The organism is Agromyces sp. MMS24-K17 (assembly GCF_043950245.1).
GTDB lineage: Bacteria > Actinomycetota > Actinomycetes > Actinomycetales > Microbacteriaceae > Agromyces.
Genome location: NZ_CP171640.1, coordinates 838,422 through 861,614, shown reverse-complemented (window position 1 = coordinate 861,614; position 23,193 = coordinate 838,422). Strand labels below are relative to the sequence as shown.

Here is a 23,193-nt window from a genome sequence, read left to right as displayed (position 1 = left end):
CCGAGCGGAGCATCCGAAACCTCGCGGAACCGCCGGAACCGCCCGTTCCCGCGCTGAGCCGTGCCGATAGCATGGGATCCACCCAGCACCTCCACGACGGGAGAACCGTGAAGTTCCAGGTCAATCGCGACGTCTTCAGTGAGGCCGTCTCCTTCGCCGTCAAGCTGCTGCCCCAGCGCACGACCCTGCCGATCCTCTCCGGCGTCCTCATCCAGGCCGGCGATGACGGCCTGGTCCTCTCGTCGTTCGACTACGAGGTCTCGAGCCGCACCGAGATCCAGGCCGATGTCGAGGAGCCGGGTACGGTGCTCGTGTCCGGGCGCCTTCTCGCCGAGATCGCCGGCCGGCTGCCGAACGCGCCCGTCCGCATCGCGACGGAGGACTCCCGCATCTCGGTCACCTGCGGCTCCGCGAGCTTCACCCTCCTGTCGATGCCGGTCGAGGAATACCCGTCGATCCCCGAGATCGGCGATGAGTCCGGGCTCGTCCCGGCGAGCGAGTTCGCCTCGGCCGTCGCCCAGGTCGCGGTCGCGGCCTCGCGCGACGACGTCACCCCGGTCATCACCGGCGTGCAGCTCGAGGTCCGCGAGAACACCCTCGGCCTGGTCGCCACCGACCGGTACCGGGTCGCGATCCGCGAGATCGAGTGGGACGGCGGGTCCGTCGGCGGCGAGGAGCTCACCGCCCTCGTCCCCGCACGCACGCTGCAGGAGGTCGGCAAGACCTTCGGGCACTCCGGCAACATCTCCGTCTCGATCACCAGCCGCGACGACCGCGAGCTGATCGCGTTCAGCGCCGAGAAGAAGACCGTCACGAGCCTGCTCATCAAGGGCAACTTCCCGCCCGTGCGCCGCCTGTTCCCCGACACGGTCGAGAACTACGCCGTCCTGAACACCGCCGAGCTCATCGAGGCGACTCGCCGCGTGTCGCTCGTGCTCGAGCGCGAGGCGGCCCTCCGGTACAGCTTCAGCGCCGACGGCCTCACGCTCGAGGCGATCGGCAGCGAGCAGGCGCAGGCCTCCGAGACCATCGACGCCATCCTCACCGGCGACGACACGGTCGTCTCGCTCAAGCCGCAGTTCCTGCTCGACGGGTTGAGCGCGGTGCCGAGCGAGTTCGTGCGCATCTCGTTCACCAAGACCGAGAACCCGAACAAGCCGGGCCCGGTGCTCATCACCAGCCAGACCTCGCGCGAGCAGGCCGGCGCCGACAGCTACCGCTACCTGCTGCAGCCGAACCTGCTGCTGCGCTGAGGCGCCGACGTCGGCGGGCGCGGGTAGTTTGGTCGGGTCCGTTCGAGAAGGGAGCCCAGCATGCACGTCGCCAGGCTCTCGCTCACGGACTACCGCAACTACGCGCGTGCCGAGCTCGACCTGACGCCCGGCGCGACCGTGCTCGTCGGTCGCAACGGCCAGGGCAAGACCAACCTCGTCGAGTCGATCGGCTACCTCGCGACCCTCGGGTCGCATCGGGTGTCGAGCGACCAGGCGCTCATCCGCGCCGGTGCCGACGCCGCGATCATCCGGGCGCTGCTGGCGCACGGTGACCGCGAGGTGCTCGCCGAGCTGCAGCTGAACCGGCAGGGCGCGAATCGCGCGCAGGTCAACCGGGCGCCGGCGAAGCCGCGCGACCTGCCGAGGGTGGCGCACTCCGTCCTCTTCGCGCCGGAGGACCTCGCGATCGTGCGCGGCGAGCCATCGGTGCGTCGTCGACTGCTCGACGAACTGCTCGTCCAGCAGTCGCCGCGTCTGTCGGGCGTGATGAGCGACTACGACCGGGTGCTCCGCCAGCGGAACACGCTCCTGAAGAGCGCCCGGGCCCGCGGGCTCGCGGCCTCCGCCCTGCCGACCCTCGACATCTGGGACGAACGGCTCGTCGAGCTCGGCGCCGAACTCATCGACCGCCGCCTCGCCCTGATCAACGACCTCGGTGCCCCGCTCGCGGCCGCCTACGGCGCCATCGTCGACGCCGACCACTCGCCGGCACTCCGCCCGGTGCTCTCGATCGACGGCCTCGACCCAGAAGAGGTGGACGAGGTCGACGTCGCCGGTGACGCGGTCGCCTCGGGCAGCACAGCCGAGCGCTTCGCCGAGGCCCTCGCCCGCCTCCGGCCGAAGGAGCTCGAGCGCGGAGTCACCCTCGCGGGTCCGCACCGCGACGACGTGCTGCTCCTGCTGAACGGACTGCCCGCGAAGGGCTACGCGAGCCACGGCGAGTCGTGGTCGTTCGCCCTCTCGCTGCGGCTCGCCTCGGCCGAGCTGCTCCGCCGCGACTCCGCCACGGGCGACCCGGTGCTCATCCTCGACGACGTGTTCGCGGAGCTCGACCGGCAGCGGCGCGACCGCCTGGCCGCCGCGATCGGCGGCTACGAGCAGGTGCTCGTCACCGCCGCAGTGCTGGAGGACGTGCCGGAGCCGCTCCAGGCGCGCATCGTCCGCATCAGCGCGGGCCAGGTGCTCGAGGCGGATGCCCCGGCCGAGACCCTCTCGCTCGAGGCATCCGCTGCAGAGGGGGGCGCCCATGTCTGAGGCCGCCCGGCTCTACCAGCACTTCCGCGAGATCTTCGGCGACGACCGCCCGCGGCCGCGGCGCACGCCGAAGGTGGTCATCGGCAGCGAACCGTTCACGCCCGGCCGCGACCCGAAGTCGCTCGGCGACGCGATCGACCAGCTGAGCAGCCAGTTCGGCTGGAGCGCGCCGCTCGCGCAGCACGACCTCCTCGCGAGCTGGGTCGACGTCGCCGGCGACGAGACCGCCAAGCACACCGAGCCGATCGGCATCGAGGGCGGCGTGCTCCAGGTGCGGTGCGAGTCGACGGCCTGGGCGACGCAGCTCCGGCTGATGCGCGCCGACCTCGTCACGCGGATCACGGAACGCTACCCGGAGGCGGGGGTCGAGACCATCCGCTTCCAGGGGCCGGACGCCCCCACCTGGAAATGGGGTCCCAGATCGGTTCCAGGGCGCGGTCCACGCGATACCTACGGCTGAGACGGCAAAAACCTTCGAACAGGTGTCCGGATGCCGTCAGATCGGCGTTCCCGGCCGGTTCGCGGGGCTCGATTTGATAGGGTTGAGCGTCGCTAGAACGACGGTTTGGAGTCCGATTCACCCATGACAGCGGAACCGACGAAGGCCCAGGGCGCGCCCGAATACGGCGCCGACGCGATCCAGGTACTCGAGGGCCTCGAAGCGGTCCGCAAGCGGCCCGGCATGTACATCGGCTCCACCGGTCCACGCGGCCTCCACCACCTCGTCTACGAGATCGTCGACAACTCCGTCGACGAGGCCCTCGCCGGCTACGCGACGAACATCGACGTGACGATCCTCGCCGACGGCGGCATCCGCGTCATCGACGACGGGCGAGGCATCCCGGTCGACATCCACCCGACCGAGGGCCGGTCGACCGTCGAGGTCGTGCTCACCGTGCTGCACGCCGGCGGCAAGTTCGGCGGCGGCGGCTACGCCGTGTCCGGTGGCCTGCACGGCGTCGGTTCGTCGGTGGTGAACGCGTTGTCGACCCGGCTCGAGGTCGAGGTGCAGCGCCAGGGCCACGTGTGGCGGCAGGCGTTCAACGTGGGCGTGCCCGAGGCGCCGCTCTCGAAGGACGAGGCGAGCGACAAGACCGGCACCACGACCACCTTCTGGCCGAGCCCGGTGATCTTCGAGACGGTCGAGTTCGACTACGAGACCCTTCGGAGCCGGTTCCAGCAGTACGCATTCCTCAACAAGGGGCTGCGCATCACGCTCACCGACCTGCGGCACGCCGACGACCCTGCCGACCCTGCCGACGTCGACAGCGACGCCGACGCCCAGGTCGAGGGCCCCCGCACCGACACCTTCCTCTACGAGCGCGGCCTCGTCGACTACGTGGAGTACCTCAACCGGTCGAAGAAGGCCGACCTCGTCAACGAGGAGGTCATCTCGTTCGAGTCGGAGGACACCGAGCGGAAGATCGCCCTCGAGGTCGCCATGCAGTGGACCACGGCGTACAACGAGAGCGTGCACACGTACGCGAACACGATCAACACGCACGAGGGCGGCACCCACGAGGAGGGCTTCCGCGCGGCGCTGACCACGCTCGTGAACCGGTACGCACGCGAGAAGGGCATCCTCAAGGAGAAGGACGACAACCTCTCCGGCGACGACGTGCGCGAGGGCCTCACCGCCGTCATCTCGGTGAAGCTCGGCGAACCGCAGTTCGAGGGCCAGACGAAGACCAAGCTCGGCAACACCGAGGCGAAGTCGTTCGTGCAGCGCGTCACTGGCGACCAGCTCAGCGACTGGTTCGACCGGAACCCCGCGCAGGCCCGCGAGATCATCCGCAAGGCGTTGCAGGCCGCGACCGCGCGGATCGCGGCGCGGAAGGCGCGCGAGGCGACCCGGCGCAAGGGCCTCCTCGAGGGCGGCGGCATGCCCGGCAAGCTCAAGGACTGCTCGAGCCGCGACCCGTGGCGCAGCGAGGTGTTCCTCGTCGAGGGCGACTCGGCCGGCGGCTCCGCCGTCCAGGGCCGCAACCCCGAGACGCAGGCCATCCTGCCGCTGCGCGGCAAGATCCTGAACGTCGAGCGCGCCCGCCTCGACCGGGCCCTCGCCAATGCGGAGATCCAGGCGATGATCACCGCGTTCGGCACCGGCATCGGCGAGGACTTCAACGCCGAGAAGGCCAGGTACCACAAGATCGTGCTCATGGCCGACGCCGACGTCGACGGCCAGCACATCACGACGCTGCTGCTCACGCTGCTGTTCCGATACATGCGGCCGCTGATCGAGATGGGCTACGTGTACCTCGCGCAGCCGCCGCTCTACCGCCTCAAGTGGACGAACGCCGAGCACGAGTACGTGTACTCCGACCGCGAGCGCGACGCGCTGCTCGAGGCCGGTCAGGCCGGCGGCAAGCGCCTCCAGAAGGAGAACGGCGTCCAGCGCTACAAGGGTCTCGGCGAGATGAACCCGGAGGAGCTCTGGGACACCACGATGAACCCGGAGACCCGCACGCTGCTCCAGGTGACCATGGAGGACGCGGCCGCGGCCGACGAGATCTTCTCGACCCTCATGGGCGACGACGTGGAGAGCCGGCGCTCGTTCATCCAGAAGAACGCGAAGGACGTGCGCTTCCTCGACATCTGATCGCGACGCGCGCCGCTCCGGCGGCGCGCCTCGGTCACCGCTCGGGCAGACGACGATGAGAGAACATGACTGACGAGAACATCCCCGATCCCCTCGACGAGGGCCCCGGCATCCACGGACGGATCGACCAGGTCGACCTGAACCTGGAGATGCAGCGCTCCTACCTCGACTACGCGATGAGCGTGATCATCGGTCGAGCGCTGCCCGACGTGCGTGACGGCCTGAAGCCCGTGCACCGCCGCGTGATCTACACGATGTTCGACGGCGGCTACCGCCCCGACCGCGCGTTCTCGAAGTGCACCCGCGTCATCGGCGACGTCATGGGCCAGTTCCACCCGCACGGCGACTCGTCGGTGTACGACGCGCTCGTCCGCCTCGTGCAGCCGTGGGCGCTGCGCTACCCGCTGGCCCTCGGCCAGGGCAACTTCGGCTCTCCCGGCAACGACGGCGCGGCCGCCCACCGGTACACCGAGACCAAGATGTCGCCGCTCGCCATGGAGATGGTGCGCGACATCGAGGAAGACACCGTCGACTTCCAGGACAACTACGACGGCCGTACGCAGGAGCCGACGGTCCTGCCGGCCCGGTTCCCGAACCTGCTCGTCAACGGCTCGGTCGGCATCGCCGTCGGCATGGCGACGAACATCCCGCCGCACAACATCCGCGAGGTGTCGGAGGGCGCCCTCTGGGCGCTCGAGCACCCGGATGCCTCGCACGAGGAGCTGCAGGAGGCGCTGATCCAGCGCATCAAGGGCCCGGATTTCCCGACCGGCGCGCAGATCCTGGGCGTCAAGGGCATCCACGACGCGTACCGCACGGGTCGCGGCTCGATCACGATGCGTGCCGTCGTCAACGTCGAGGAGATCCAGGGACGCACCTCGCTCGTCGTGACCGAGCTGCCCTACCAGGTCAACCCCGACAACCTCGCGATCAAGATCGCCGAGCTCGTCAAGGACGGCAAGGTCTCGGGCATCGCCGACATCCGCGACGAGTCGTCGGCGCGCACCGGCCAGCGACTCGTGATCGTGCTGAAGCGCGACGCGGTCGCGAAGGTCGTGCTGAACAACCTGTACAAGCACACGCAGCTGCAGGAGAACTTCGGCGCGAACATGCTCGCGATCGTCGACGGCGTGCCCCGCACCCTCTCGATCGACGGCTTCATCTCGCACTGGGTGGACCACCAGATCGAGGTCATCGTCCGCCGCACCGAGTACCGCCTCCGGAAGGCCGAGGCGGACGCGCACATCCAGCGCGGCTACGCCAAGGCCCTCGACGCGCTCGACGAGGTCATCGCGCTCATCCGGCGGTCCGCCACCGTCGACGACGCGCGCGCGGGCCTGATCGAATTGCTCGACGTCGACACCCTGCAGGCCGACGCGATCCTCACGATGCAGCTCCGACGCCTGGCGGCGCTCGAGCGGCAGAAGATCCTCGACCGCCTCGCCGAGCTCGAGCGCGAGATCGCCGACTACCAGGCGATCCTCGCCGACGAGGCCCGCCAGCGATCCATCATCTCCGACGAGCTCCGCGAGATCGTCGCCAAGTACGGCGACGAGCGGCGCACGCACATCCTCCCCGGCTTCGACGGCGACATGTCCATCGAGGACCTCATCCCGGAGGAGGAGATGGTCGTCACGGTCACCCGCGGCGGCTACGTGAAGCGCACCCGGAGCGACAACTACCGGTCGCAGCACCGTGGCGGCAAGGGCGTGAAGGGCGCGCAGCTGCGCGCCGACGACGTCGTCGAGCACTTCTTCGTGACCACGACCCACCACTGGCTCCTCTTCTTCACCGACCAGGGCCGGGTGTACCGCACGAAGGCGTACGAGATCCAGGAGGCCGGTCGCGACGCGAAGGGCCAGCACGTCGCGAACCTGCTCGAGATGCAGCCCGACGAGCAGATCGCCGAGATCCTCGACATCCGCGACTACGAGGTGGCCGACTACCTGGTGCTCGCGACCCGCGACGGCCTCGTGAAGAAGACGGAACTCACCGCCTACGACACGAACCGCTCGCGCGGCGTCATCGCGATCAACCTCCGCGAGGGCGACGAGCTCGTCTCGGCGATGCTCGCGAACGACGACGACGAGATCCTGCTCGTGTCCCGCAAGGGCATGTCGCTGCGCTTCGGCGCGACCGACGAGGCGCTGCGTCCGATGGGGCGCGCCACGTCGGGCGTGAAGGGCATGTCGTTCCGCGGCGACGACTCGCTGCTGGAGGCATCCGTCGTCCCGTCCTCCGACGAGGTGGACGCGGATGGCCCGACCGACGAGGCCGGCCAGAAGCTGAGCGCGACCGACGCGTACGTGTTCGTGGTGACCGAGGGCGGGTACGCGAAGCGCACCCGGATCGAGGACTACCGCAAGCAGCAGCGCGGCGGCCTGGGCATCAAGGTCGCGAAGTTGAACGACGAACGCGGCACCCTCGCGGGCGCGCTGATCGTCTCACAGGGCGACGAGGTCCTTGTGGTTCTTGCCAGTGGCAAGGTGGTACGCTCTGACGTCGCCGAGGTCCCGGCGAAGGGACGCGACACGATGGGCGTCGTGTTCGCGAAGTTCGCCGGAGACGACCGGATCCTCGCGATCGCGAAGAACTCCGAACGGAACCTCGACGACGAAGCCGCCGACCCTGAGGCGGCCGAGCCCGAAGCGGCCGAACCCGCGGAGAAGGAGTAAACGCCATGAGCAGCGTCGCCGACAAGCTGGCCCGCAAGTCGACCCGCCGACCCCCGGCGAAGCAGGTACGGCTCCGGCTCGTCTACATCGACTTCTGGTCGGCCGTGAAGCTGTCGTTCCTGGTCGCCGTGTGCCTCGCGGTCATCAACCTGGTCGCCACGTTCCTCGTGTACACGGTGCTCAACTCGACCGGCATCTTCGAGAAGGTCAACGACATCGTGCAGGACGTGGCCGGCTCCGGCACCGACCTCACGTCGATCCTCTCGCTCGGCAACGTCATGGGCTTCGCCATCGTCGGCTCGCTGATCAACCTCGTGGTGACCACGGTGCTGGGCGCGATCATCGCCGTCCTGTACAACCTGAGCGTCAAGATCACGGGCGGCGTGCTCGTCGGCTTCACCAATAACTGAGGCCGCGGCCGGCGTTCGCCGCCCTCGATTCGGACTTTCACGAATCGTCGGGTAGGCTTTCCAACGGCCGAAATTCCGGGGATATAGCTCAGGCGGTTAGAGCGCTTCGCTGATAACGAAGAGGTCCGAGGTTCAAGTCCTCGTATCCCCACCACTGCCGGGAACGGCAACGACAACTCCACACCACCCGGATGCACTGCATCCTCCGGGGCCTTAGCTCAGTTGGTAGAGCGCCTGCTTTGCAAGCAGGATGTCAGGAGTTCGAATCTCCTAGGCTCCACAGCACTGAACACGACGCGTCCGCCTCTCAGGCGGGCGCGTTTCGTCGTTCCAGGCTGTGATCGGTGCGGCGGGCGAGCGGATGCCTCGGCGGTATGGTGTGCGGATGGACATCCGCATCGCCGCGTACGCCGTGATCATCCGCGACGGGCAGATCCTGCTCTCGCACTGGAACGAGCACGGCCGGTCCGGGTGGACGCTGCCCGGCGGGGGCATCGAGGGGGCGGAGCATCCGATCGAGGCGGTGCGGCGCGAGGTGCGCGAGGAGACCGGCTACGAGGCATCCGTCGACCGCCAGCTCGGGATCGACACCATGGTCATCCCGGCGGCGCGGCGTCACACCGGGAAGGTGCCCCTGTACGCGATGCGTGTCGTCTACCGGGCGAGCGTCGTCGGCGGCGAACTGCGGAGCGAGGTGGGCGGCTCCAGCGACGACGCGCGGTGGTTCCCGCTCTCGGAGGTGCCGAACCTCAAGCGGGTGAGCCTGGTCGACATCGGGCTCGGGCTCGACGAGGCGGAGCCTGCGGATGGGGTGCCGGAGCCCAAGCGGCGCTGAGCGCCGCGCGTGGGCTGGGCGGGAAGCGGGGAACGGCCCCGCCCGAAACGGGCGGGGCCGTTCGCGTTCGGCCTCCCTGCGGTGCGCATGATCGTCAGGCGACGTGCCGGTGGACAGCGGTGCCCGCATAGGTGATGGCGTGCAGCAGGACAGCCTGCTGCTCGAGGTGGCGGCGGTGTGCGACCTCCTCGTGCGAGAGCGCGGCCTTCGGCCGGCTCCACGCGAGCAGGGCGAGCCCGGCGCGCGCGGCGAGGCGTTCGTGCATTCGGCGGGCTCGCGCCCGCACGACGGATCGACCCGTGGTGGCGTCGAGGGTGGTGGACATGGCGTTCACGGTGGTTCCTTCTTCTTCGAGGGGTGGTCGCGTGACGGTGCCGCCGCGCGACGGTGCGATGAGCTGGCGGGATGACTCGGCCGGAACCGTGCGCGCGCGTCGACGACGTCGACGGGCGTGGCGATGGTCCGGCGGGAACGACGACGGGCGGTGGGGTCCGCGTCAGCGGACGGGCGCGCGGTGGCGTCGGAGGATCGGAGCGCAGCGAAGCCGCGGGAACTCCGGTCGGGGCGGTGAGGTCCGGGTCAGACGTTCAGGCGCCGACGACGGCGCGGGAACGGACGGGACTCAGCAGGCCTGCCGAGCGGCGACGGAGAGGTCCGCAGCCGCGATGAGGGCGAAGCCCGGCATCTTGATATCGATCATCATGTGATTCATCGGACTCAGCTCCTCTCATTTCGTATCGGTCGAACCGAGTGTTGACACTAGCGCGGAATTCGTCGCGTGCACAAGCGAATCGGAGGGATTCATCGAGAAACGCCGCCGGAATCAGGGCTGTCCCTGACTCGGCGGCGCACTCGTCTGCGGACCGGGCGTACCGGTCGCGCGGGGTCTTGCTCAGGCCTCCGGCGTGGAGGGGGCGGGAGCCGGCTCGTCGTCGGCCACCCACAGTTCGTCGTCGGCGCGGAAGGTCTGCCACACGGCGTACCCGACGCCCGCCGCCACGGCGACGGCGGCACCGACGAGGAGCACGACCCCGAACCCGGGGCCGCCCTTCTTCTTCTCGACCACCGCGACCGCGCGCGGCGAGACGCGCTCGACGGCCCGGCGCACCCGGGCGTCGTTGGCGATGTCGCCGATCGCGAGCACGGAGCCGAGGGCATTGCCCAGGCCCCGCTCGGCGCTCGACCCTGCGGCACGCGCGAAGTCGCGCGCCTGGTCGACGCCCGGACGGACGTACGACTCGTAGCCGGCACGCGCACGCGGGACGAACTCCTCGCGAGTCAGGTGGCCGAGCTGACGGCTCGCCTCCCGGGCCACGTAATTCGCGTGCTCGAGCACCGTCTGCTGGTTCCCCCACAACTCCTCGGCGCTGCTGCGCAGCTTCCGGAGTTCCTTCTTGCGCTTGCGAGTCAGGCTCATGTCGACCTCCACCATCGGTCAGCGAACTCCTCCATCTTGCCACCGAAGCGGCTGGACGCGAGGTGGGAGTACCGATTCGGGCATGGTGGTTGACGAATCGTGTCGTGAGAGAATATTGCAATGCCGAATCCCACTGCGATCGCGACCCTCAACACCAACCTCGGACCGATCAAGGTCGACCTCTACGGGCACCACGCCCCCAAGACGGTGCGGAACTTCGTCGGACTCGCCACGGGTGAGATCGAGTGGACCCACCCGGCGACCGGCGAGAAGTCGACGAAGCCGCTGTACGACGGCGTCATCTTCCACCGCATCATCCCCGGCTTCATGATCCAGGGCGGCGACCCGCTCGGCCAGGGCGTCGGCGGCCCGGGCTACCAGTTCGACGACGAGATCAACCCGGAGCTCGACTTCACCGAGCCCTACGTGCTCGCCATGGCGAACGCCGGCATCCAGTTCGGCCGCGGCACGAACGGCTCGCAGTTCTTCATCACCGTTGCGCCCACCACGTGGCTGCAGGGCAAGCACTCCATCTTCGGCAAGGTGACCGACGCCGAGAGCCGGGCCATCGTCGACAAGCTCGCGACGGTCCCGACCGACGGCCGCGACAAGCCGCTCGCCGACGTCGTGATCGAGAGCATCTCGGTCGAGCCGGTCTGACCCGGCGCGTGACCGACCCCGGCGCCGATCGCGCGAACTTCTGCTACCGGCATCCCGACCGGCAGAGCTTCGTGCTGTGCCAGCGATGCGGCCGCACGATCTGCGGCGAGTGCCAGACGCCGGGGGCGGTCGGGGTCATCTGCCCCGAATGCATGCGCGAGCAGCGCGCCTCCGCGCCGCGCACGAAGCCCGCGGTGCTGACCCGGATGCGGTCGGCCGGCAGTCGGGGCGCTCCCGTCGTGACGTATACCCTCATCGGCATCACGCTGGCGGTGTACGTGCTGCAGCTCATCCCCGGCCTGGGTGTGACGGACTGGCTCTACTTCACGCCGCTCGCGGTCAGTGACGTGGCGATGCAGCCGTGGCGGCTCATCACGTCGGTGTTCGTGCACTCCACCGGGCTGATCTTCCACGTGCTGCTCAACATGTACACGCTGTGGATCTTCGGGCAACTGCTCGAGGGCCTGCTCGGCCGGGGCCGGTTCCTCGCGCTCTACCTGATCGCCGGACTGGGCGGCTCGGTCGGCGTCGTATGGCTGGCGGACCCGAACACCTCGGTCGTCGGCGCCTCCGGCGCGATCTTCGGCCTGATGGGTGCGTTCCTGGTGATCCAGCGCCGGCTCGGCGGGCAGACCACGCAGTTGTTCGTGCTGCTGGCGATCAACCTCGCGATCGGGTTCGTCCCGGGGTGGAACATCGCCTGGCAGGCGCACCTGGGCGGCCTCGTCGCGGGCGCGCTCGTGGGCCTGATCTACGTGGAGACGCGGAAGCGGAACCAACTCGGCCTGCAGGTGGGCCTGCTGATCGGGCTCACCCTCGTGCTGCTGCTGCTCGCGTTCCGGTACGTGTTCTTCCCGCTCGCCTCCTGACCGTCGGCGCCGCGATTCTGCACAGCGTTCTCCACAAGGTGGGGAGAATTACACCGGTGTGATTGCTTCGGGGCCCGGAAACGGCGGGCTTCCGCGATTTCCACACACTGTGCACACTTTCCACAAGGTTTTCCACATCTGGGGAAAGTGCGGTGGATCGCCGATGCGAGCGCTCCCGCGAAGCGGGACGCGAACCCTGCGCGGGCACGACGAAGGGGCGGATGCCGAAGCATCCGCCCCTTCGCAGGTTCAGTCCGCGCTCAGCGCCACCGGGTCGTCATCAGGAAGCCGACGAAGGCGATGCCGAAGCCGATGAGGATGTTCCAGGAACCCAGGCTTGCGATCGGCAAGGTGCCCTGGCTCACATAGAAGACGATGATCCAGGCGAGACCGAGGAGCATGAAGCCGAACATCACCGGCTTGAACCAGACCGGGTTCGGGGCCTCTTCGCCCGAGGTCTGCTGCTCCGCGCGCGCGGGCTTGGAGGATTTGGTGCGTGCCATGCGGGGAATTCTAGCCGAGCGAAGCCCGGACTCCCAGCCGAGGCCACCGCGCCCACGGCTAGAATCGCCGATATGTCCCTGACGCCCGATGAGCAAGCGGATGCCCGCGTCGGCACGCCGAAGCGACACCGGGTCTCGGTCGTCGGCGTCTTCGGCGAACTGCTCCTCACCGCGGGCGTGCTCATCCTCCTGTTCCTCGGATGGCAGCTCTGGTGGAACGACGCGATCATGGCCGGACAGCAGTCCGAGGCGGCATCCGAGCTCAGCCAGGAGTGGAGCGCGCAGCAGCGCGCGGATCGCGGCGGCGAGCCCGTGCCCGCCCCCGCGGAGCCCGGGGAGCCAGTCGTGGACCCGACGACCTACGGCAACGCCGAGTCGTTCGCCGTGATGTACGTGCCGCGCTTCGGTGAGGACTCCCAGCGCACCGTGGCCGAGGGCATCGGCCTCGACGTGCTCAACAGCTACCAGCAGGGCGTCGGCCACTATCCCGGCACCGCGATGCCCGGCGCGGTCGGCAACTTCGCCATCGCGTCGCACCGCAGCGCCTACGGCGGCGGCATGCACGAGATCGAGCAGCTGCAGCTCGGCGACGCCATCTACATCCAGACGAAGGACGGCTGGTACACCTACCGGTTCCGCGACTTCGAGTACGTCACCCCGTCGACCGTCGACGTGCTCGCACCCGTCCCGCACCACCCCGACCTCCCGCCGACCGACCGCCTGGTCACCCTGACCAGCTGCAACCCGCTGTACTCCACCGCCGAGCGCATCATCGCCTACGGCGTGCTCGAGTCGTGGCAGCCCGGCGCCGACAATCCGCCCGCCGAGATCGCCGACGCCGTCGCGAAGTGGGGAGCCTGATGTACGGAGCGCTCTGGCGTGTGCTGCCCGGCCCCTGGTGGGTGCGGGTCATCCTGCTGCTCGTCCTGGCCACCGCGGTGGTCTACGCCCTCTTCACGTGGGTCTTCCCCTGGGTCGACTCCGTCCTCAACCCGATCAACGTCACGGTGGACCAATGACCCGCATCCTCGTCATCGACAACTACGACAGCTTCGTCTACACGCTGAACGGCTACCTGCAGGAACTCGGCGCGGAGACCGAGGTGCTCCGCAACGACGCGTTCGAGGCATCCGAAGCCGCCGACCGCATCGCCGGGTTCGACGGGGTGCTCGTGTCGCCCGGGCCCGGCAAGCCCGCCGACGCCGGCGTCTCCATCCCCGTCGTCGAGGCCGCGCTCGCGAGCGGCACACCCCTGCTGGGCGTGTGCCTCGGGCACCAGGCGATCGCCGAGGCGTTCGGCGCCGTCGTGACGAACGCCGAGGAGCTCATGCACGGCAAGACGTCGAGCATCGAGCACGACGACAGCGCCTTCTACGACGGCGTGCCCCACCCGTTCACGGCCACCCGCTACCACTCGCTCGCCGTCGTCGACGGCACCGTACCCGACTCACTCGTCGTGACCAGCCGGACGGAGGGCGGCGTGATCATGGGGCTTCGCCATCGCACCGCGCCCATCTACGGCGTGCAGTTCCATCCCGAGTCGGTGCTCACCGAGGGCGGCTACCGCATGCTCGGCAACTGGCTCGCCGTCGCCGGCCTGCCCGAGGCGAAGGATCGCGCGGTCGGGCTGAACCCACTGGTGCGGGCGACCGCGACGGGACGCTGAGCCGGGCTGCTCGAGCAGAGCCGAGTCCGCGTCGGGTCGGCGGTCGACCCGCGCGCCGGACTCAGTGGTCGGGCGTCTCCGGCTTGCCGTTGTCGCTCGACCCGCCGCGGTTCGTGCCGCCGCCGGTGCCGCCCGACCCGCCCGCGCAGTACGTGAGCGTGACATCCGAACCCTGCGGCACGTCACCCGGGGGTAGCGACTGCTTGACCACGGGCGACCCCTCCGCCGCCGGGCACGACGCGTCGGGCGCCGGGATCGGGTTGAGCTGCAGCGAGGCCGAGCGCAGGTAGTCGGATGCCGCGGCCAGCGTCTGGCCGGTGAGGTCGGGCAGGGTCACCTTGCCGTTCGAGAGCCGGAAGTCGACGGCCGAGCCGGCCTGCACCGAGGTGCCTGCGGCCGGCGTCGTGGCGAGCACGGTGTCGGCCGGAACCGTGGGCGAGCCCTCGCGGTTCTCGACGCCCGGCACCAGCCCGGCGCCCGAGATCGCGGCCTTCGCCTGCTCCAGGGTCATGTTCGTCGTGTCGGGTACCGTCACGGCGGCGGCGCCCGAGGACACGTACACGGTGACCTCGGTGCCAGTCTCGACGATCTCCGCGGCCGGCGGATCGGTGCGGATCACCTGGCCCGCCGCGACCGTGTCGTTCACCTCGTCGACCCGCTTCGGCACCAGGGTCTCCTCCTGGAGCTGCGCCGACGCGTCCTCCCAGGTGAGGCTCGCCACGTCGGGCACCTTGTGCGCGTTCGAGGGCAGTTCGGTCGTGGGCTGGAGGTTGAAGGCCCAGTACATGACCGCCACCACGATGACGACCACGACGACGATGCCCGCCCAGATCCACACCGCCGGCGGGCGGCGCTGCGTGCGCACGGCCGTCTCGTCCTCGGTGAGCTGCCGGAGCGCGAGCTCGGTGGTCGACAGGGACCCCGTCGGCGTCGCGCCGAAGAGCTGGGTCGCGGCATCCGGCTCGCGGTGGACCGGCACGCGACCGCTCGCGGCGATGTCGACGTCGGCGCGGAACTCCGCCGCCGACTGGTACCGGCCGTCGCGGTCCTTCACGAGCGCGCGCATCACGACCGTGTCGAGCGCCGGCGAGACGCGCGGGTTGATCACGCTCGGCTTGACCGGCTTCTCGCTGACGTGCTGGTACGCGACCGCGACCGGGGTGTCGCCGCGGAAGGGCGGCCGACCGGTGAGCATCTCGAAGAGCACCACGCCGGTCGAGTAGACGTCGGTGCGCGCATCGACGGTCTCGCCCTTCGCCTGCTCGGGCGAGAAGTACGCGGCGGTGCCGAGGATCGCGGTCGTCTGCGCGACCGTCGTGGCCGAGTCGGACACCGCGCGCGCGATGCCGAAGTCCATCACCTTCACCTGGCCGGTGGTGGTGATCATGATGTTGCCCGGCTTGATGTCGCGGTGCACGACGCCCGCACGGTGCGAGTACTCGAGCGCGGTCAGCACGCCGTCGATGACGCGTACGGCGGCGGCCGGGTCGAGCGGGCCGTCGTGGATGATGTCCTTCAGGAGTCGCCCCTCGACGTACTCCATGATGATGAAGGGCAGCTGCACCTCGTGGCCCGAGGCGTCGAGCACCGTCTCCTCGCCCGCGTCGAACACCCGCACGATCGTCGGGTGCGCCATGCGCGCCGCCGACTGCGCTTCCTGGCGGAACCGCATGCGGAACGCCGGGTCGGTGGCCAGCTGCGGCTTCAGTAGCTTGACCGCGACCTGGCGGCCGAGCCGGGTGTCGGTGCCGACGTGGACGTCCGACATGCCGCCGCGCCCGATGAGTTCGCCAATGCGGTATCTGCCCGCGAGCAGGCGTCCTTCATCGGTCACGTGGGTCGGCTCCTCTCGGGGCGCAGGGGTGTTCGGCGGGTGGAGGCCGAGTATACGTGGGTTACGGCGCCTTGACGGTGACGGTCGTCGCCGGCGAGCTCGGCGATTCGAGCTGGCCGCAGAAGAAGCTGAACGTCACGTCGAACGTCGCCGGGCCGGCCGGCGCGGTGAGCGTGAGGTTGCGCGTGCTGGCCGGGTAGCTCGAGTCGGCGGGCGTGGCCCCGCCGGTGGCGAGGACGTGGTAGCCGGTGAGGGTCTGGCCCGACGGGCAGGTCTGCACGTCCCAGCTGACCTGGACGGTACCCTTCGACGCGACCTCGTCGGTGCTCACCGTCGGCCCCGCGCTCGGCGCGCTCGGGCTCTCGGGGGCCTCGAGGTAGGTCAGCACGATCGTCGTGCCCGGGGGCACGGGGCCCGACGGGTTCACGTCGATGACCGTGTTCGTCTGGCCCGGGTCGGTCGCCTTGCCGCCCGACTGGCGGCTGGTGGGCAGGCCGAGGGCCTCGATCGCGGCGGCGGCCTCGTCGACGTTCATGCCGAGGTACGAATCGCGGTCGATCTGCACGTTGCTCGGCGCAGTCGACGGCGGCGTCGACGGCGTCGACGGCGTTACCGACGCCGGGGTGCTCGGGGCCTTCGACGGCGTGCTCGGGTCGGGCTTGGCTCCGCCGCCGCCGTTCATCGCGAGGGCGATGATCGTGCCGATCAGCACGATCGCGAGGATCACGATCAGCACGATGAGCGGCCAGGTCCACGGGCTGCGCTTCTTCGGCTCCTCGGTGCCCTCCTCGCCCGGCTGGTCGATCGGCGCACCGGCGGGCAGGACCGTCGTCGCGGCGGTCGCACCCTGCTGCGGCATGAGCATGGTCGCGGCGGTCGCGCCGGCGGCACCGAGGACCGCGGGAACCGCGGCGGCCGCGCCCTGCACGTCGCCCCGGCGGAGCGCCGTGGCGGCACGCGCGAGGTGCGCGGCGGTCTGGGGCCGGTCGGCCGGATTCTTCGCGATGCACGCGTAGACGAGGTTGCGCACCGGCTCCGACACGGTCACCGGCAGCTCCGGCGGCGTCTCGTTGATCTGCGCCATCGCGATCGCGACCTGCGACTCGCCCGTGAAGGGGCGACGGCCGGCGAGGCACTCGTACGCGACGATGCCGAGCGAGTAGATGTCGGTCGTCGGCGACGCCGGGTGGCCGGAGGCCTGCTCGGGCGAGAGGTACTGGACCGTGCCCATGACCTGGCCGGTCGCCGTCAGCGGGACCTGGTCGGCGATGCGCGCGATGCCGAAGTCGGTGATCTTCACGCGCCCGTCGGGCGTGATGAGCAGGTTGCCGGGCTTGATGTCGCGGTGCACGAGGCCGGCCGCGTGGGCGGCCTGCAGGGCGGCGGCCGTCTGGGCCACGATGTCGAGCACCTTGTCGGTTGAGAGCACGTGCTCCCGCTCGAGGATGGTCGAGAGCGCCTCGCCGGGCACGAGCTCCATCACGAGGTAGGCGCTGCCCTCCTCCTCGCCGTAGTCGAAGACGTTCGCGATGCCCTCGTGGTTCACGAGTGCGGCGTGACGGGCCTCGGCGCGGAAGCGCTCGAGGAAGCCCGGGTCGCCCAGGTACTCGTCCTTCAGGATCTTGATCGCGACCTGACGCCCGATCACGAGGTCGGTGGCCTGCCACACCTCGCCCATACCGCCGATGGCGATACGCGACTGCAGTTCGTAGCGCCCACCGAAGGTGAGCCCTGCGCTCGGTCTCATTTGCTCAGCACCGCCTCTAGTACCTGTTTCGCCACCGGTGCGGCAATCAGATTGCCGTACCCCTCCTGACCCAGCCCCCCGCCGTCCTCCACGAGTACCGTGATCGCATACTGGGGATCGTCGGCGGGGGCAAAACCGGTGAACCAGAGGGTGTAGGGATCTTCCTCGCCGTTCTCCGCCGTACCCGTCTTACCGGCCACGCTGACGCCGTCTATTCTTGCATTACTGGCAGCGCCGTTTTCGACGCCGTTCACCATCATCTGGACCATGGTCTTGGCCGTTTCCTCACTGATGGCGCGCCCGAACTGCGAGGGCTCGAACTGCTGCAGGGGGCTGAAATCCGGGGCCGTGATCTGGTCCACGAGGTTGGGGTTCATCACGATGCCGCCGTTGGCGATCGCGGCCGACACCATCGCGATCTGGAGCGGCGTCGCCCGCACGTCGCCCTGGCCGAACGCGGTCAGCGCGGTCTGCGCGTCGTCGAGCGCGCCCTTCGGGTACGTGCTCGGCTCCGCGAGGTTCGGCGTCTCGAACGCGGTGTTGAAGCCGAACTTCTCGGCCTGCTCGCGGATGGCCTGGTCGCCGAGCTCCATGCCGAGCTCGGCCATCGGGATGTTGCACGACAGGCGCAGCGCGTCGGCGAGCGTCACGGTCGCCCCGCCGCCGCAGGTGCCGCCGCCGGAGTTGCGGACCACCGCGTCGGTGCCGGGCAGCGTGAGGGACGCCGGGTTCGGGAAGGTGCTCTCGGGGGTGTACCGCCCCGACTCGAGCGCCGCGGCCACGACGACCAGCTTGAAGGTCGACCCCGGAGGGTTCATGTCGCCGCCGGTGGCGCGGTTGAAGAGCGGGTCCATCGGGTCGTCGAGCAGCGCCTGGTAGGTGGCCTGCACCTGCTCGCCGTCGTGCACGGCGAGCGAGTTCGGGTCGTAGGTGGGCTTCGTCACCATCGCGATGATGCGGCCGGTGGCCGGCTCGGTCACGATGACGGCGCCGGCGTAGTCGCCGAGCGCATCCCAGGCGGCCTGCTGCGCCACCGGGTCGATCGCGACCTCGACGGATGCCCCCATCGGGTCCTGCCCGGAGAACAGGCGGTTCACCTGGTCGAAGAACTGGCTCGAGCTCTGGCCGCTGAGGTAGTCGTTGAGCGAGCGCTCGAGTCCCGTCGCCTCGCCGTTCACCGGGATGAAGCCGGTCACCGGGGCGTACAGCGGCCCGTTCGCGTACACCCGCTGGAACTTGTAGTCGTCGTCCGACGGCTGCGAGAAGGCGATCGGCTCGCCCGCGACGAGGATCGGGCCGCGCTCGACGGAGTAGCTCGCGTACAGCGTGCGCGCGTTGCGTGGGTCGGCGGCGAGGTTGTCGGCCTGCACGAACTGCACGACCGTCGATGCGACGAACAGCGCCACGAACATCAGCAGCGCGAGGATCGACACCCGCTTCATCTCGCGGTTCATCCGTCGATCACCAGCCTCGGGTGGTTGCGGATCGTGTCGCTGAGCCGCAGCAGCAGGGCGACGATGATCCAGTTCGCGACGAGCGACGAGCCGCCCGCGGCGAGGAACGGAGTCGTGAGGCCGGTGAGCGGGATGACCCGCATCACGCCGCCCACGACGATGAAGACCTGGAGGGCGATCACGAACGACAGGCCCACGCCCAGCAGCTTGCCGAAGTCGTCCTGTCCGGCGAAGCCGATGCGGAACCCGCGGGCGACGAACAGCACGTACAGGGCCAGGATCGCGAACACGCCGGCGAGGCCGAGCTCCTCGCCCAGCGACGCGATGATGTAGTCGCTCTGCGGCACCGGCGTCAGGTCGGGCCGTCCCTGGCCCCAGCCGGTGCCGATGAGCCCGCCGTTGGCGAGCCCGAAGAGCCCCTGCACGAGCTGGTAGCTGCCGCCCACCTCGGCGTCGTAGCGGTCGGGGTTGAACGGGTCGAGCCAATTCGCGAAGCGGTTGCCGACGTAGTCGAGCGTCTGCGCGGCGATGATCGCACCCGTGACGAACAACGTGAGGCCGAGCACCACCCACGAGAGCCGGCTCGTCGCGACGTAGAGCATCACGAGGAACAGCCCGAAGTAGAGGAGCGCGGTCCCGAGGTCGCGCTGGAACACGATGACCGACATCGACAGCGCCCACACCACGATGAGCGGGCCGAGGTCGCGGGCGCGGGGGAACCGCATGCCGAGGATCTTCGGGCCGACCATCGACAACGAGTCGCGGTTGCGCACGAGGTAGCCGGCGAAGAACACCGCCAGCGCGATCTTCGCGATCTCGCCGGGCTGGAACGTGGCGAAGTCGCCGATGCCGATCCACACCCGGGCACCGCTCACCTCCCTGCCGATGCCGGGCAGCAGCGGCAGGAGGAGGAGCACGATCGCGACGAGGCCCGAGAGGTAGGTGTACCGGAAGAGCACGCGATGGTTGCGGATCACGAGGATCGCGACGATCGCGCAGATGATCGCGATGGCGCTCCACGCGATCTGGCGGACGGCGGCGCTCTCCCACCCGGCATCCTGCTCGGCGATGTCGATGCGGTAGATCATCGCGATGCCGATGCCGTTCAGCACCGTCGCGATGGGCAGCAGGAACGGGTCGGCGTCGCGCGCGACGAAGCGCATCGCCACGTGCAGGCCGATGACGAGCACCGAGAGGCCGACGCCCAGCAGCACGAGCTGCGTGTCGATGCGGCCCAGCGCGCCGAGCTGCACGAGCACGATCGAGCCCGCGTTGATGGCGCAGGCCAGCAGCAGCAGCCACAGCTCGAGGTTGCGCAGCTTCTGCGGCAGGCGGATGCGCCGCACGCCCGCCGGGGGCGTGTCGGATGCCACGGCGGCGGTGCCGCGCGGGGGCGTCGACGGTCGTCGCTGGTCAGTCAATCGACTCCTCCAGCCGTTCCACGATCTGCATGGCCTCCTCGAGGGAGCCCGCGCTGATGGTCTGCTCCACGCGCTGCTGGTCGTACGTGCGGAGGTCGGCGACGTCCATCTCCGTCTCCAGGTACACCTCGCTCAGCGAGATCGGCCCGAGGTCCTGCTGCACGCCCTGGTAGATCGCGACCCGGCCGTCGGAGTCGCCGACGTAGTACCGGGTCTGCGTCCACTGGTACGCGAGCACGACGACGGTGACGATCGCGGCGATGAGCAGCACGATCCAGAAGCCCCACACGAAGCGGCGGCGCCGCCGACGACGGGCGTCCTCCTCGATGATCTCGTCGAAGAAGTCCTCGGAGTCGGGCTCGAAGTGCGTCTCCTGCACCGGGTGCGGGCGGAACGGCGTGAGGAAGATGCCGCGCGAGCGCGCGGGCTCGGCGGGCTGGCCGAAGGCCAGCGGTGCGGCGGCGGAGCCGACGATCTGCGGGGGAGTATCGGGTGCCGGCGGGTCGCCCACATCGACCACGACGACGGTGACGTTGTCGGGGGCGCCGCCGTCGAGCGAGGCCTTCACCAGCCGGTCGGCGACCTGCTTCGCGCCGGCGTCGGCGGCGAGGATCTCCTGGATCTCGTCGAACGCCACGACGCCGCTCAGGCCGTCGGAGCACATCATCCAGCGGTCGCCGGGACGCGTGTCGAGCACCATCGTGTCGACGTCGGGCTTCGACTCGACGTCGCCGAGCACGCGCATGAGCACCGAGCGCCGCGGATGCACCATCGCCTCCTCGGCGGTGATGCGGCCCGCGTCGACGAGGCGCTGCACGAACGTGTGGTCGATCGTGATCTGGCTGAGCTCGCCCGAGCGGAGCAGGTACACCCGGGAGTCGCCGATGTGCGCGATCACGACCCGGTCGTCGTGGAGGTACAGGGCGCTCACGGTCGTGCCCATGCCGGTCAGCTCGGAGTGGTCGGCGACCGTCTCGGTGATGCGCCGGTTCGCGGCCAGCAGTGCGGACTCGAGCGCCGCCGCCGTCTCGGGGCCCGTCGCGTAGTCGACGTCGGCCTCCGCGATGCGGTGGGTGGCGATCGCGCTCGCGACGTCGCCGCCCGCGTGCCCGCCCATGCCGTCGGCCACGAAGAACAGCCGGTGCCCGGCGTAGCCGGAGTCCTGGTTGTTAGCGCGGACCCGGCCGACGTGCGAGACCGCGGCGCTCGCCTTCACGTGCGCCATGGCCTACCGCCGCAGCTCGAACGTCGTCGCTCCGACCTTGACGGTCGCCCCGACCGGCACCGGCGTCGGGACCGTCACCCGGGCGCCGGCGAGGAACGTGCCGTTCGTGGAGTCGAGGTCCTGGATCATCCACTGCCCGTTCCAGATCATGAGCCGGGCGTGGTGGGTCGACGTGTAGTCGTCGCGGATGATGATCGCCGAGTCGCTCGAGCGGCCGATCGTGATCTCGTCGCGCCCGAGCGGGAACTCGGCCCCGGCCTTCGCGCCGTTCGTGATCACGAGCCGTGTCGGCGCGCCCGACGGGGCGACGTCGTTCGGCTCCGTCGGCGGGGCCACCACGGGAACGCCGCGCGCCGGGCTCGTCGGCGACGCCGCGACCGGCGAGCTCGGGAAGGCGGACGGCGCCGGGGCCGGCGCCGCGGCGGCGGCCGAGGCATCCGGCAGCTTGCGGACCCGCTGGCCGAAGAGGTCGCTGCGCAGCGCGTAGACGATGGCGAAGATGAAGGCCCAGAGCAGCAGCAGGAAGGCGAGCTGCAGGACGACGAGGGTGAGCTGGCTCGGATCGGTCATCGCTCGGGCCCCCAGAACCCGCCGAGATCGCTGCGCTGCGTGGCGGGTGCGGGCGCCTGCGCGCCCGGCGCCGCCTGGGCGAGGACGCGGAACACGATGCGGGTGCGGCCGATCGTGATCACCGAATCGGGCTCGAGCACGGCGTCGCTCACGCGAGCGCCGTTCAACTGGGTGCCGTTCGTGGAGCCGAGGTCGCGCACGCGGGCGCGCGAGCCGTCCCACTGGACCTCGGCGTGCCGGCGGCTGGCACCGGTGTCGTCGATGGTCACGTCGGCGTCGCTGCCGCGACCGATGACGGTGCGGCCCTTGATGATGGGATGCCGTCGGCCCGCCACCTCGAGCACCGGCGTCCACGCGACGGAGCCCTTCACGTTCGCCGAGTCGACCTGCACGATGCCGACCGCGAGCGACGAGTCGGGCACCAGCGAGAGCGAGATGCCGCCGGCGAACTGGAAGCGCTGGCTCGCGGCGTGCTTCTGCACCAGGTCGACGAGCTCGTCGGTGAGTGCGGGCCCGAGGCGGGACATCCGCTCGTGGTCCTCCGGAGCCATGCGCACGGTGAACGTGTTCGGCACCAGCACGCGGTCGCGCGACACGACGGCCGCCTTCGTGTCGATCTCTCGCTTCAGGGCGGCGCCGATCTCGACCGGCTGCAGCCCCGAGCGGAAGGTCTTCGCGAACGCGCCGTTGACGACGCGCTCGAGACCCTTCTCGAAGTTGTCCAGTAGGCCCACAGGTCTCCCGATCGGTATCCGTGACTCGCGCCATGCTAGCGCGAGC

Annotated in this window: 22 protein-coding genes and 2 tRNA genes; 14 read left to right on the top strand and 10 right to left on the bottom strand. The window is 69.9% G+C overall.

Features of this window, described 5'->3' with window-relative positions; translation table 11 throughout:
• Positions 1 to 107: 107 nt before the first annotated feature.
• The 9 genes from dnaN to ACGGZK_RS03725 all read left to right on the top strand — a co-directional run bounded on the left by dnaN (position 108) and on the right by ACGGZK_RS03725 (position 9,047).
• A complete protein-coding gene (gene dnaN, locus ACGGZK_RS03765; RefSeq protein WP_395244933.1) occupies positions 108 to 1,253 on the top strand; it encodes a DNA polymerase III subunit beta in 1,146 nt (381 codons plus the stop codon).
• Positions 1,254 to 1,313: 60 nt separating this feature from the next.
• The gene (recF, locus tag ACGGZK_RS03760; protein ID WP_395244932.1) at positions 1,314 to 2,528 is read left to right on the top strand and encodes a DNA replication/repair protein RecF; all 1,215 of its coding nucleotides are present in this window, start codon (positions 1,314 to 1,316) and stop codon (positions 2,526 to 2,528) included.
• Positions 2,521 to 2,988: a DUF721 domain-containing protein gene (locus ACGGZK_RS03755; RefSeq protein WP_395244931.1), complete on the top strand. Its 468-nt coding sequence runs from the start codon at positions 2,521 to 2,523 to the stop codon at positions 2,986 to 2,988. The genes recF and ACGGZK_RS03755 overlap by 8 nt, the downstream gene beginning before the upstream one ends.
• 123 nt (positions 2,989 to 3,111) lie before the next feature.
• Positions 3,112 to 5,127, top strand: a complete 2,016-nt coding sequence (gyrB, locus tag ACGGZK_RS03750) for a DNA topoisomerase (ATP-hydrolyzing) subunit B (protein WP_395244930.1) — start codon at positions 3,112 to 3,114, stop codon at positions 5,125 to 5,127.
• Between the two features lie 65 nt (positions 5,128 to 5,192).
• Positions 5,193 to 7,802, top strand: a complete 2,610-nt coding sequence (gene gyrA, locus ACGGZK_RS03745; RefSeq protein ID WP_395244929.1) for a DNA gyrase subunit A — start codon at positions 5,193 to 5,195, stop codon at positions 7,800 to 7,802.
• A 5-nt stretch (positions 7,803 to 7,807) separates the two neighbouring features.
• Positions 7,808 to 8,212, top strand: coding sequence for a DUF3566 domain-containing protein (locus ACGGZK_RS03740; RefSeq protein WP_395244928.1), 405 nt, complete (start codon positions 7,808 to 7,810; stop codon positions 8,210 to 8,212).
• Positions 8,213 to 8,289: 77 nt separating this feature from the next.
• Positions 8,290 to 8,366, top strand: a tRNA-Ile gene (locus tag ACGGZK_RS03735).
• A gap of 53 nt (positions 8,367 to 8,419) precedes the next feature.
• Positions 8,420 to 8,492 (top strand) — tRNA-Ala (locus ACGGZK_RS03730).
• A 105-nt stretch (positions 8,493 to 8,597) separates the two neighbouring features.
• The gene (locus tag ACGGZK_RS03725) at positions 8,598 to 9,047 is read left to right on the top strand and encodes an NUDIX hydrolase (RefSeq protein ID WP_395244927.1); all 450 of its coding nucleotides are present in this window, start codon (positions 8,598 to 8,600) and stop codon (positions 9,045 to 9,047) included.
• Positions 9,048 to 9,141: 94 nt separating this feature from the next.
• Here the strand turns inward: ACGGZK_RS03725 and ACGGZK_RS03720 are convergent, their stop codons facing one another.
• Entirely contained in the window at positions 9,142 to 9,372 is a 231-nt protein-coding gene (locus ACGGZK_RS03720) for a hypothetical protein (protein WP_395244926.1), read from the bottom strand.
• A gap of 567 nt (positions 9,373 to 9,939) precedes the next feature.
• Positions 9,940 to 10,464 carry a hypothetical protein gene (locus tag ACGGZK_RS03715; RefSeq protein ID WP_395244925.1) on the bottom strand — a complete coding sequence of 175 codons (525 nt, stop codon included), beginning with the start codon at positions 10,462 to 10,464 and terminating at the stop codon, positions 9,940 to 9,942.
• Between the two features lie 120 nt (positions 10,465 to 10,584).
• Between ACGGZK_RS03715 and ACGGZK_RS03710 the strand changes: the two genes are divergently transcribed.
• Together ACGGZK_RS03710 and ACGGZK_RS03705 are read left to right on the top strand one after the other, a co-directional pair.
• On the top strand, positions 10,585 to 11,124 hold the full coding sequence (locus tag ACGGZK_RS03710) for a peptidylprolyl isomerase (RefSeq protein ID WP_395244924.1): 540 nt from the start codon (positions 10,585 to 10,587) through the stop codon (positions 11,122 to 11,124).
• Positions 11,125 to 11,132: 8 nt separating this feature from the next.
• On the top strand, positions 11,133 to 11,993 hold the full coding sequence (locus tag ACGGZK_RS03705; RefSeq protein WP_395244923.1) for a rhomboid family intramembrane serine protease: 861 nt from the start codon (positions 11,133 to 11,135) through the stop codon (positions 11,991 to 11,993).
• Between the two features lie 260 nt (positions 11,994 to 12,253).
• Here the strand turns inward: ACGGZK_RS03705 and ACGGZK_RS03700 are convergent, their stop codons facing one another.
• On the bottom strand, positions 12,254 to 12,496 hold the full coding sequence (locus ACGGZK_RS03700; protein WP_395244922.1) for a cell division protein CrgA: 243 nt from the start codon (positions 12,494 to 12,496) through the stop codon (positions 12,254 to 12,256).
• A 72-nt stretch (positions 12,497 to 12,568) separates the two neighbouring features.
• Here ACGGZK_RS03700 and ACGGZK_RS03695 point away from each other — a divergent pair, with 72 nt between their 5' ends.
• Genes ACGGZK_RS03695 through ACGGZK_RS03685 form a run of 3 tightly spaced genes read left to right on the top strand, consistent with a single transcriptional unit; the run spans position 12,569 to position 14,162 of the window.
• Positions 12,569 to 13,357, top strand: coding sequence for a class E sortase (locus tag ACGGZK_RS03695; RefSeq protein ID WP_395244921.1), 789 nt, complete (start codon positions 12,569 to 12,571; stop codon positions 13,355 to 13,357).
• Positions 13,357 to 13,515, top strand: coding sequence for a hypothetical protein (locus ACGGZK_RS03690; protein ID WP_395244920.1), 159 nt, complete (start codon positions 13,357 to 13,359; stop codon positions 13,513 to 13,515). The genes ACGGZK_RS03695 and ACGGZK_RS03690 overlap by 1 nt, the downstream gene beginning before the upstream one ends.
• Positions 13,512 to 14,162 (top strand): anthranilate synthase component II, encoded by a 651-nt coding sequence (locus ACGGZK_RS03685; RefSeq protein ID WP_395244919.1) that lies wholly within the window; start codon positions 13,512 to 13,514, stop codon positions 14,160 to 14,162. Before ACGGZK_RS03690 ends, ACGGZK_RS03685 begins: the two co-directional genes overlap by 4 nt.
• A 61-nt stretch (positions 14,163 to 14,223) precedes the next feature.
• Here ACGGZK_RS03685 and pknB read toward each other — a convergent pair whose 3' ends face one another.
• From pknB to ACGGZK_RS03650, 7 genes are all read right to left on the bottom strand, one after another.
• Entirely contained in the window at positions 14,224 to 15,996 is a 1,773-nt protein-coding gene (pknB, locus tag ACGGZK_RS03680; protein WP_395244918.1) for a Stk1 family PASTA domain-containing Ser/Thr kinase, read from the bottom strand.
• A gap of 61 nt (positions 15,997 to 16,057) precedes the next feature.
• A complete protein-coding gene (locus ACGGZK_RS03675; protein WP_395244917.1) occupies positions 16,058 to 17,743 on the bottom strand; it encodes a protein kinase in 1,686 nt (561 codons plus the stop codon).
• A complete protein-coding gene (locus ACGGZK_RS03670) occupies positions 17,740 to 19,197 on the bottom strand; it encodes a peptidoglycan D,D-transpeptidase FtsI family protein (protein ID WP_395244916.1) in 1,458 nt (485 codons plus the stop codon). Before ACGGZK_RS03670 ends, ACGGZK_RS03675 begins: the two co-directional genes overlap by 4 nt.
• Positions 19,194 to 20,618: an FtsW/RodA/SpoVE family cell cycle protein gene (locus ACGGZK_RS03665; protein WP_395244915.1), complete on the bottom strand. Its 1,425-nt coding sequence runs from the start codon at positions 20,616 to 20,618 to the stop codon at positions 19,194 to 19,196. Before ACGGZK_RS03665 ends, ACGGZK_RS03670 begins: the two co-directional genes overlap by 4 nt.
• Positions 20,611 to 21,843: a Stp1/IreP family PP2C-type Ser/Thr phosphatase gene (locus tag ACGGZK_RS03660; protein WP_395244914.1), complete on the bottom strand. Its 1,233-nt coding sequence runs from the start codon at positions 21,841 to 21,843 to the stop codon at positions 20,611 to 20,613. Before ACGGZK_RS03660 ends, ACGGZK_RS03665 begins: the two co-directional genes overlap by 8 nt.
• A 3-nt stretch (positions 21,844 to 21,846) precedes the next feature.
• Positions 21,847 to 22,413, bottom strand: coding sequence for an FHA domain-containing protein (locus tag ACGGZK_RS03655; protein ID WP_395244913.1), 567 nt, complete (start codon positions 22,411 to 22,413; stop codon positions 21,847 to 21,849).
• A complete protein-coding gene (locus tag ACGGZK_RS03650) occupies positions 22,410 to 23,147 on the bottom strand; it encodes an FhaA domain-containing protein (RefSeq protein WP_395244912.1) in 738 nt (245 codons plus the stop codon). Before ACGGZK_RS03650 ends, ACGGZK_RS03655 begins: the two co-directional genes overlap by 4 nt.
• Between the last annotated feature and the right edge of the window lie 46 nt (positions 23,148 to 23,193).

Coding starts and splice junctions, on each gene's coding strand:
- recF (WP_395244932.1), top strand. CDS start 1,314: ATGCACGTCGCCAGGCTCTCGCTCACGGACTACCGCAACTACGCGCGT.
- ACGGZK_RS03755 (WP_395244931.1), top strand. CDS start 2,521: ATGTCTGAGGCCGCCCGGCTCTACCAGCACTTCCGCGAGATCTTCGGC.
- gyrB (WP_395244930.1), top strand. CDS start 3,112: ATGACAGCGGAACCGACGAAGGCCCAGGGCGCGCCCGAATACGGCGCC.
- gyrA (WP_395244929.1), top strand. CDS start 5,193: ATGACTGACGAGAACATCCCCGATCCCCTCGACGAGGGCCCCGGCATC.
- ACGGZK_RS03740 (WP_395244928.1), top strand. CDS start 7,808: ATGAGCAGCGTCGCCGACAAGCTGGCCCGCAAGTCGACCCGCCGACCC.
- ACGGZK_RS03725 (WP_395244927.1), top strand. CDS start 8,598: ATGGACATCCGCATCGCCGCGTACGCCGTGATCATCCGCGACGGGCAG.
- ACGGZK_RS03720 (WP_395244926.1), bottom strand. CDS start 9,372: ATGTCCACCACCCTCGACGCCACCACGGGTCGATCCGTCGTGCGGGCG.
- ACGGZK_RS03715 (WP_395244925.1), bottom strand. CDS start 10,464: ATGAGCCTGACTCGCAAGCGCAAGAAGGAACTCCGGAAGCTGCGCAGC.
- ACGGZK_RS03710 (WP_395244924.1), top strand. CDS start 10,585: ATGCCGAATCCCACTGCGATCGCGACCCTCAACACCAACCTCGGACCG.
- ACGGZK_RS03700 (WP_395244922.1), bottom strand. CDS start 12,496: ATGGCACGCACCAAATCCTCCAAGCCCGCGCGCGCGGAGCAGCAGACC.
- ACGGZK_RS03695 (WP_395244921.1), top strand. CDS start 12,569: ATGTCCCTGACGCCCGATGAGCAAGCGGATGCCCGCGTCGGCACGCCG.
- ACGGZK_RS03690 (WP_395244920.1), top strand. CDS start 13,357: ATGTACGGAGCGCTCTGGCGTGTGCTGCCCGGCCCCTGGTGGGTGCGG.
- ACGGZK_RS03685 (WP_395244919.1), top strand. CDS start 13,512: ATGACCCGCATCCTCGTCATCGACAACTACGACAGCTTCGTCTACACG.
- ACGGZK_RS03675 (WP_395244917.1), bottom strand. CDS start 17,743: ATGAGACCGAGCGCAGGGCTCACCTTCGGTGGGCGCTACGAACTGCAG.
- ACGGZK_RS03670 (WP_395244916.1), bottom strand. CDS start 19,197: ATGAACCGCGAGATGAAGCGGGTGTCGATCCTCGCGCTGCTGATGTTC.
- ACGGZK_RS03660 (WP_395244914.1), bottom strand. CDS start 21,843: ATGGCGCACGTGAAGGCGAGCGCCGCGGTCTCGCACGTCGGCCGGGTC.
- ACGGZK_RS03655 (WP_395244913.1), bottom strand. CDS start 22,413: ATGACCGATCCGAGCCAGCTCACCCTCGTCGTCCTGCAGCTCGCCTTC.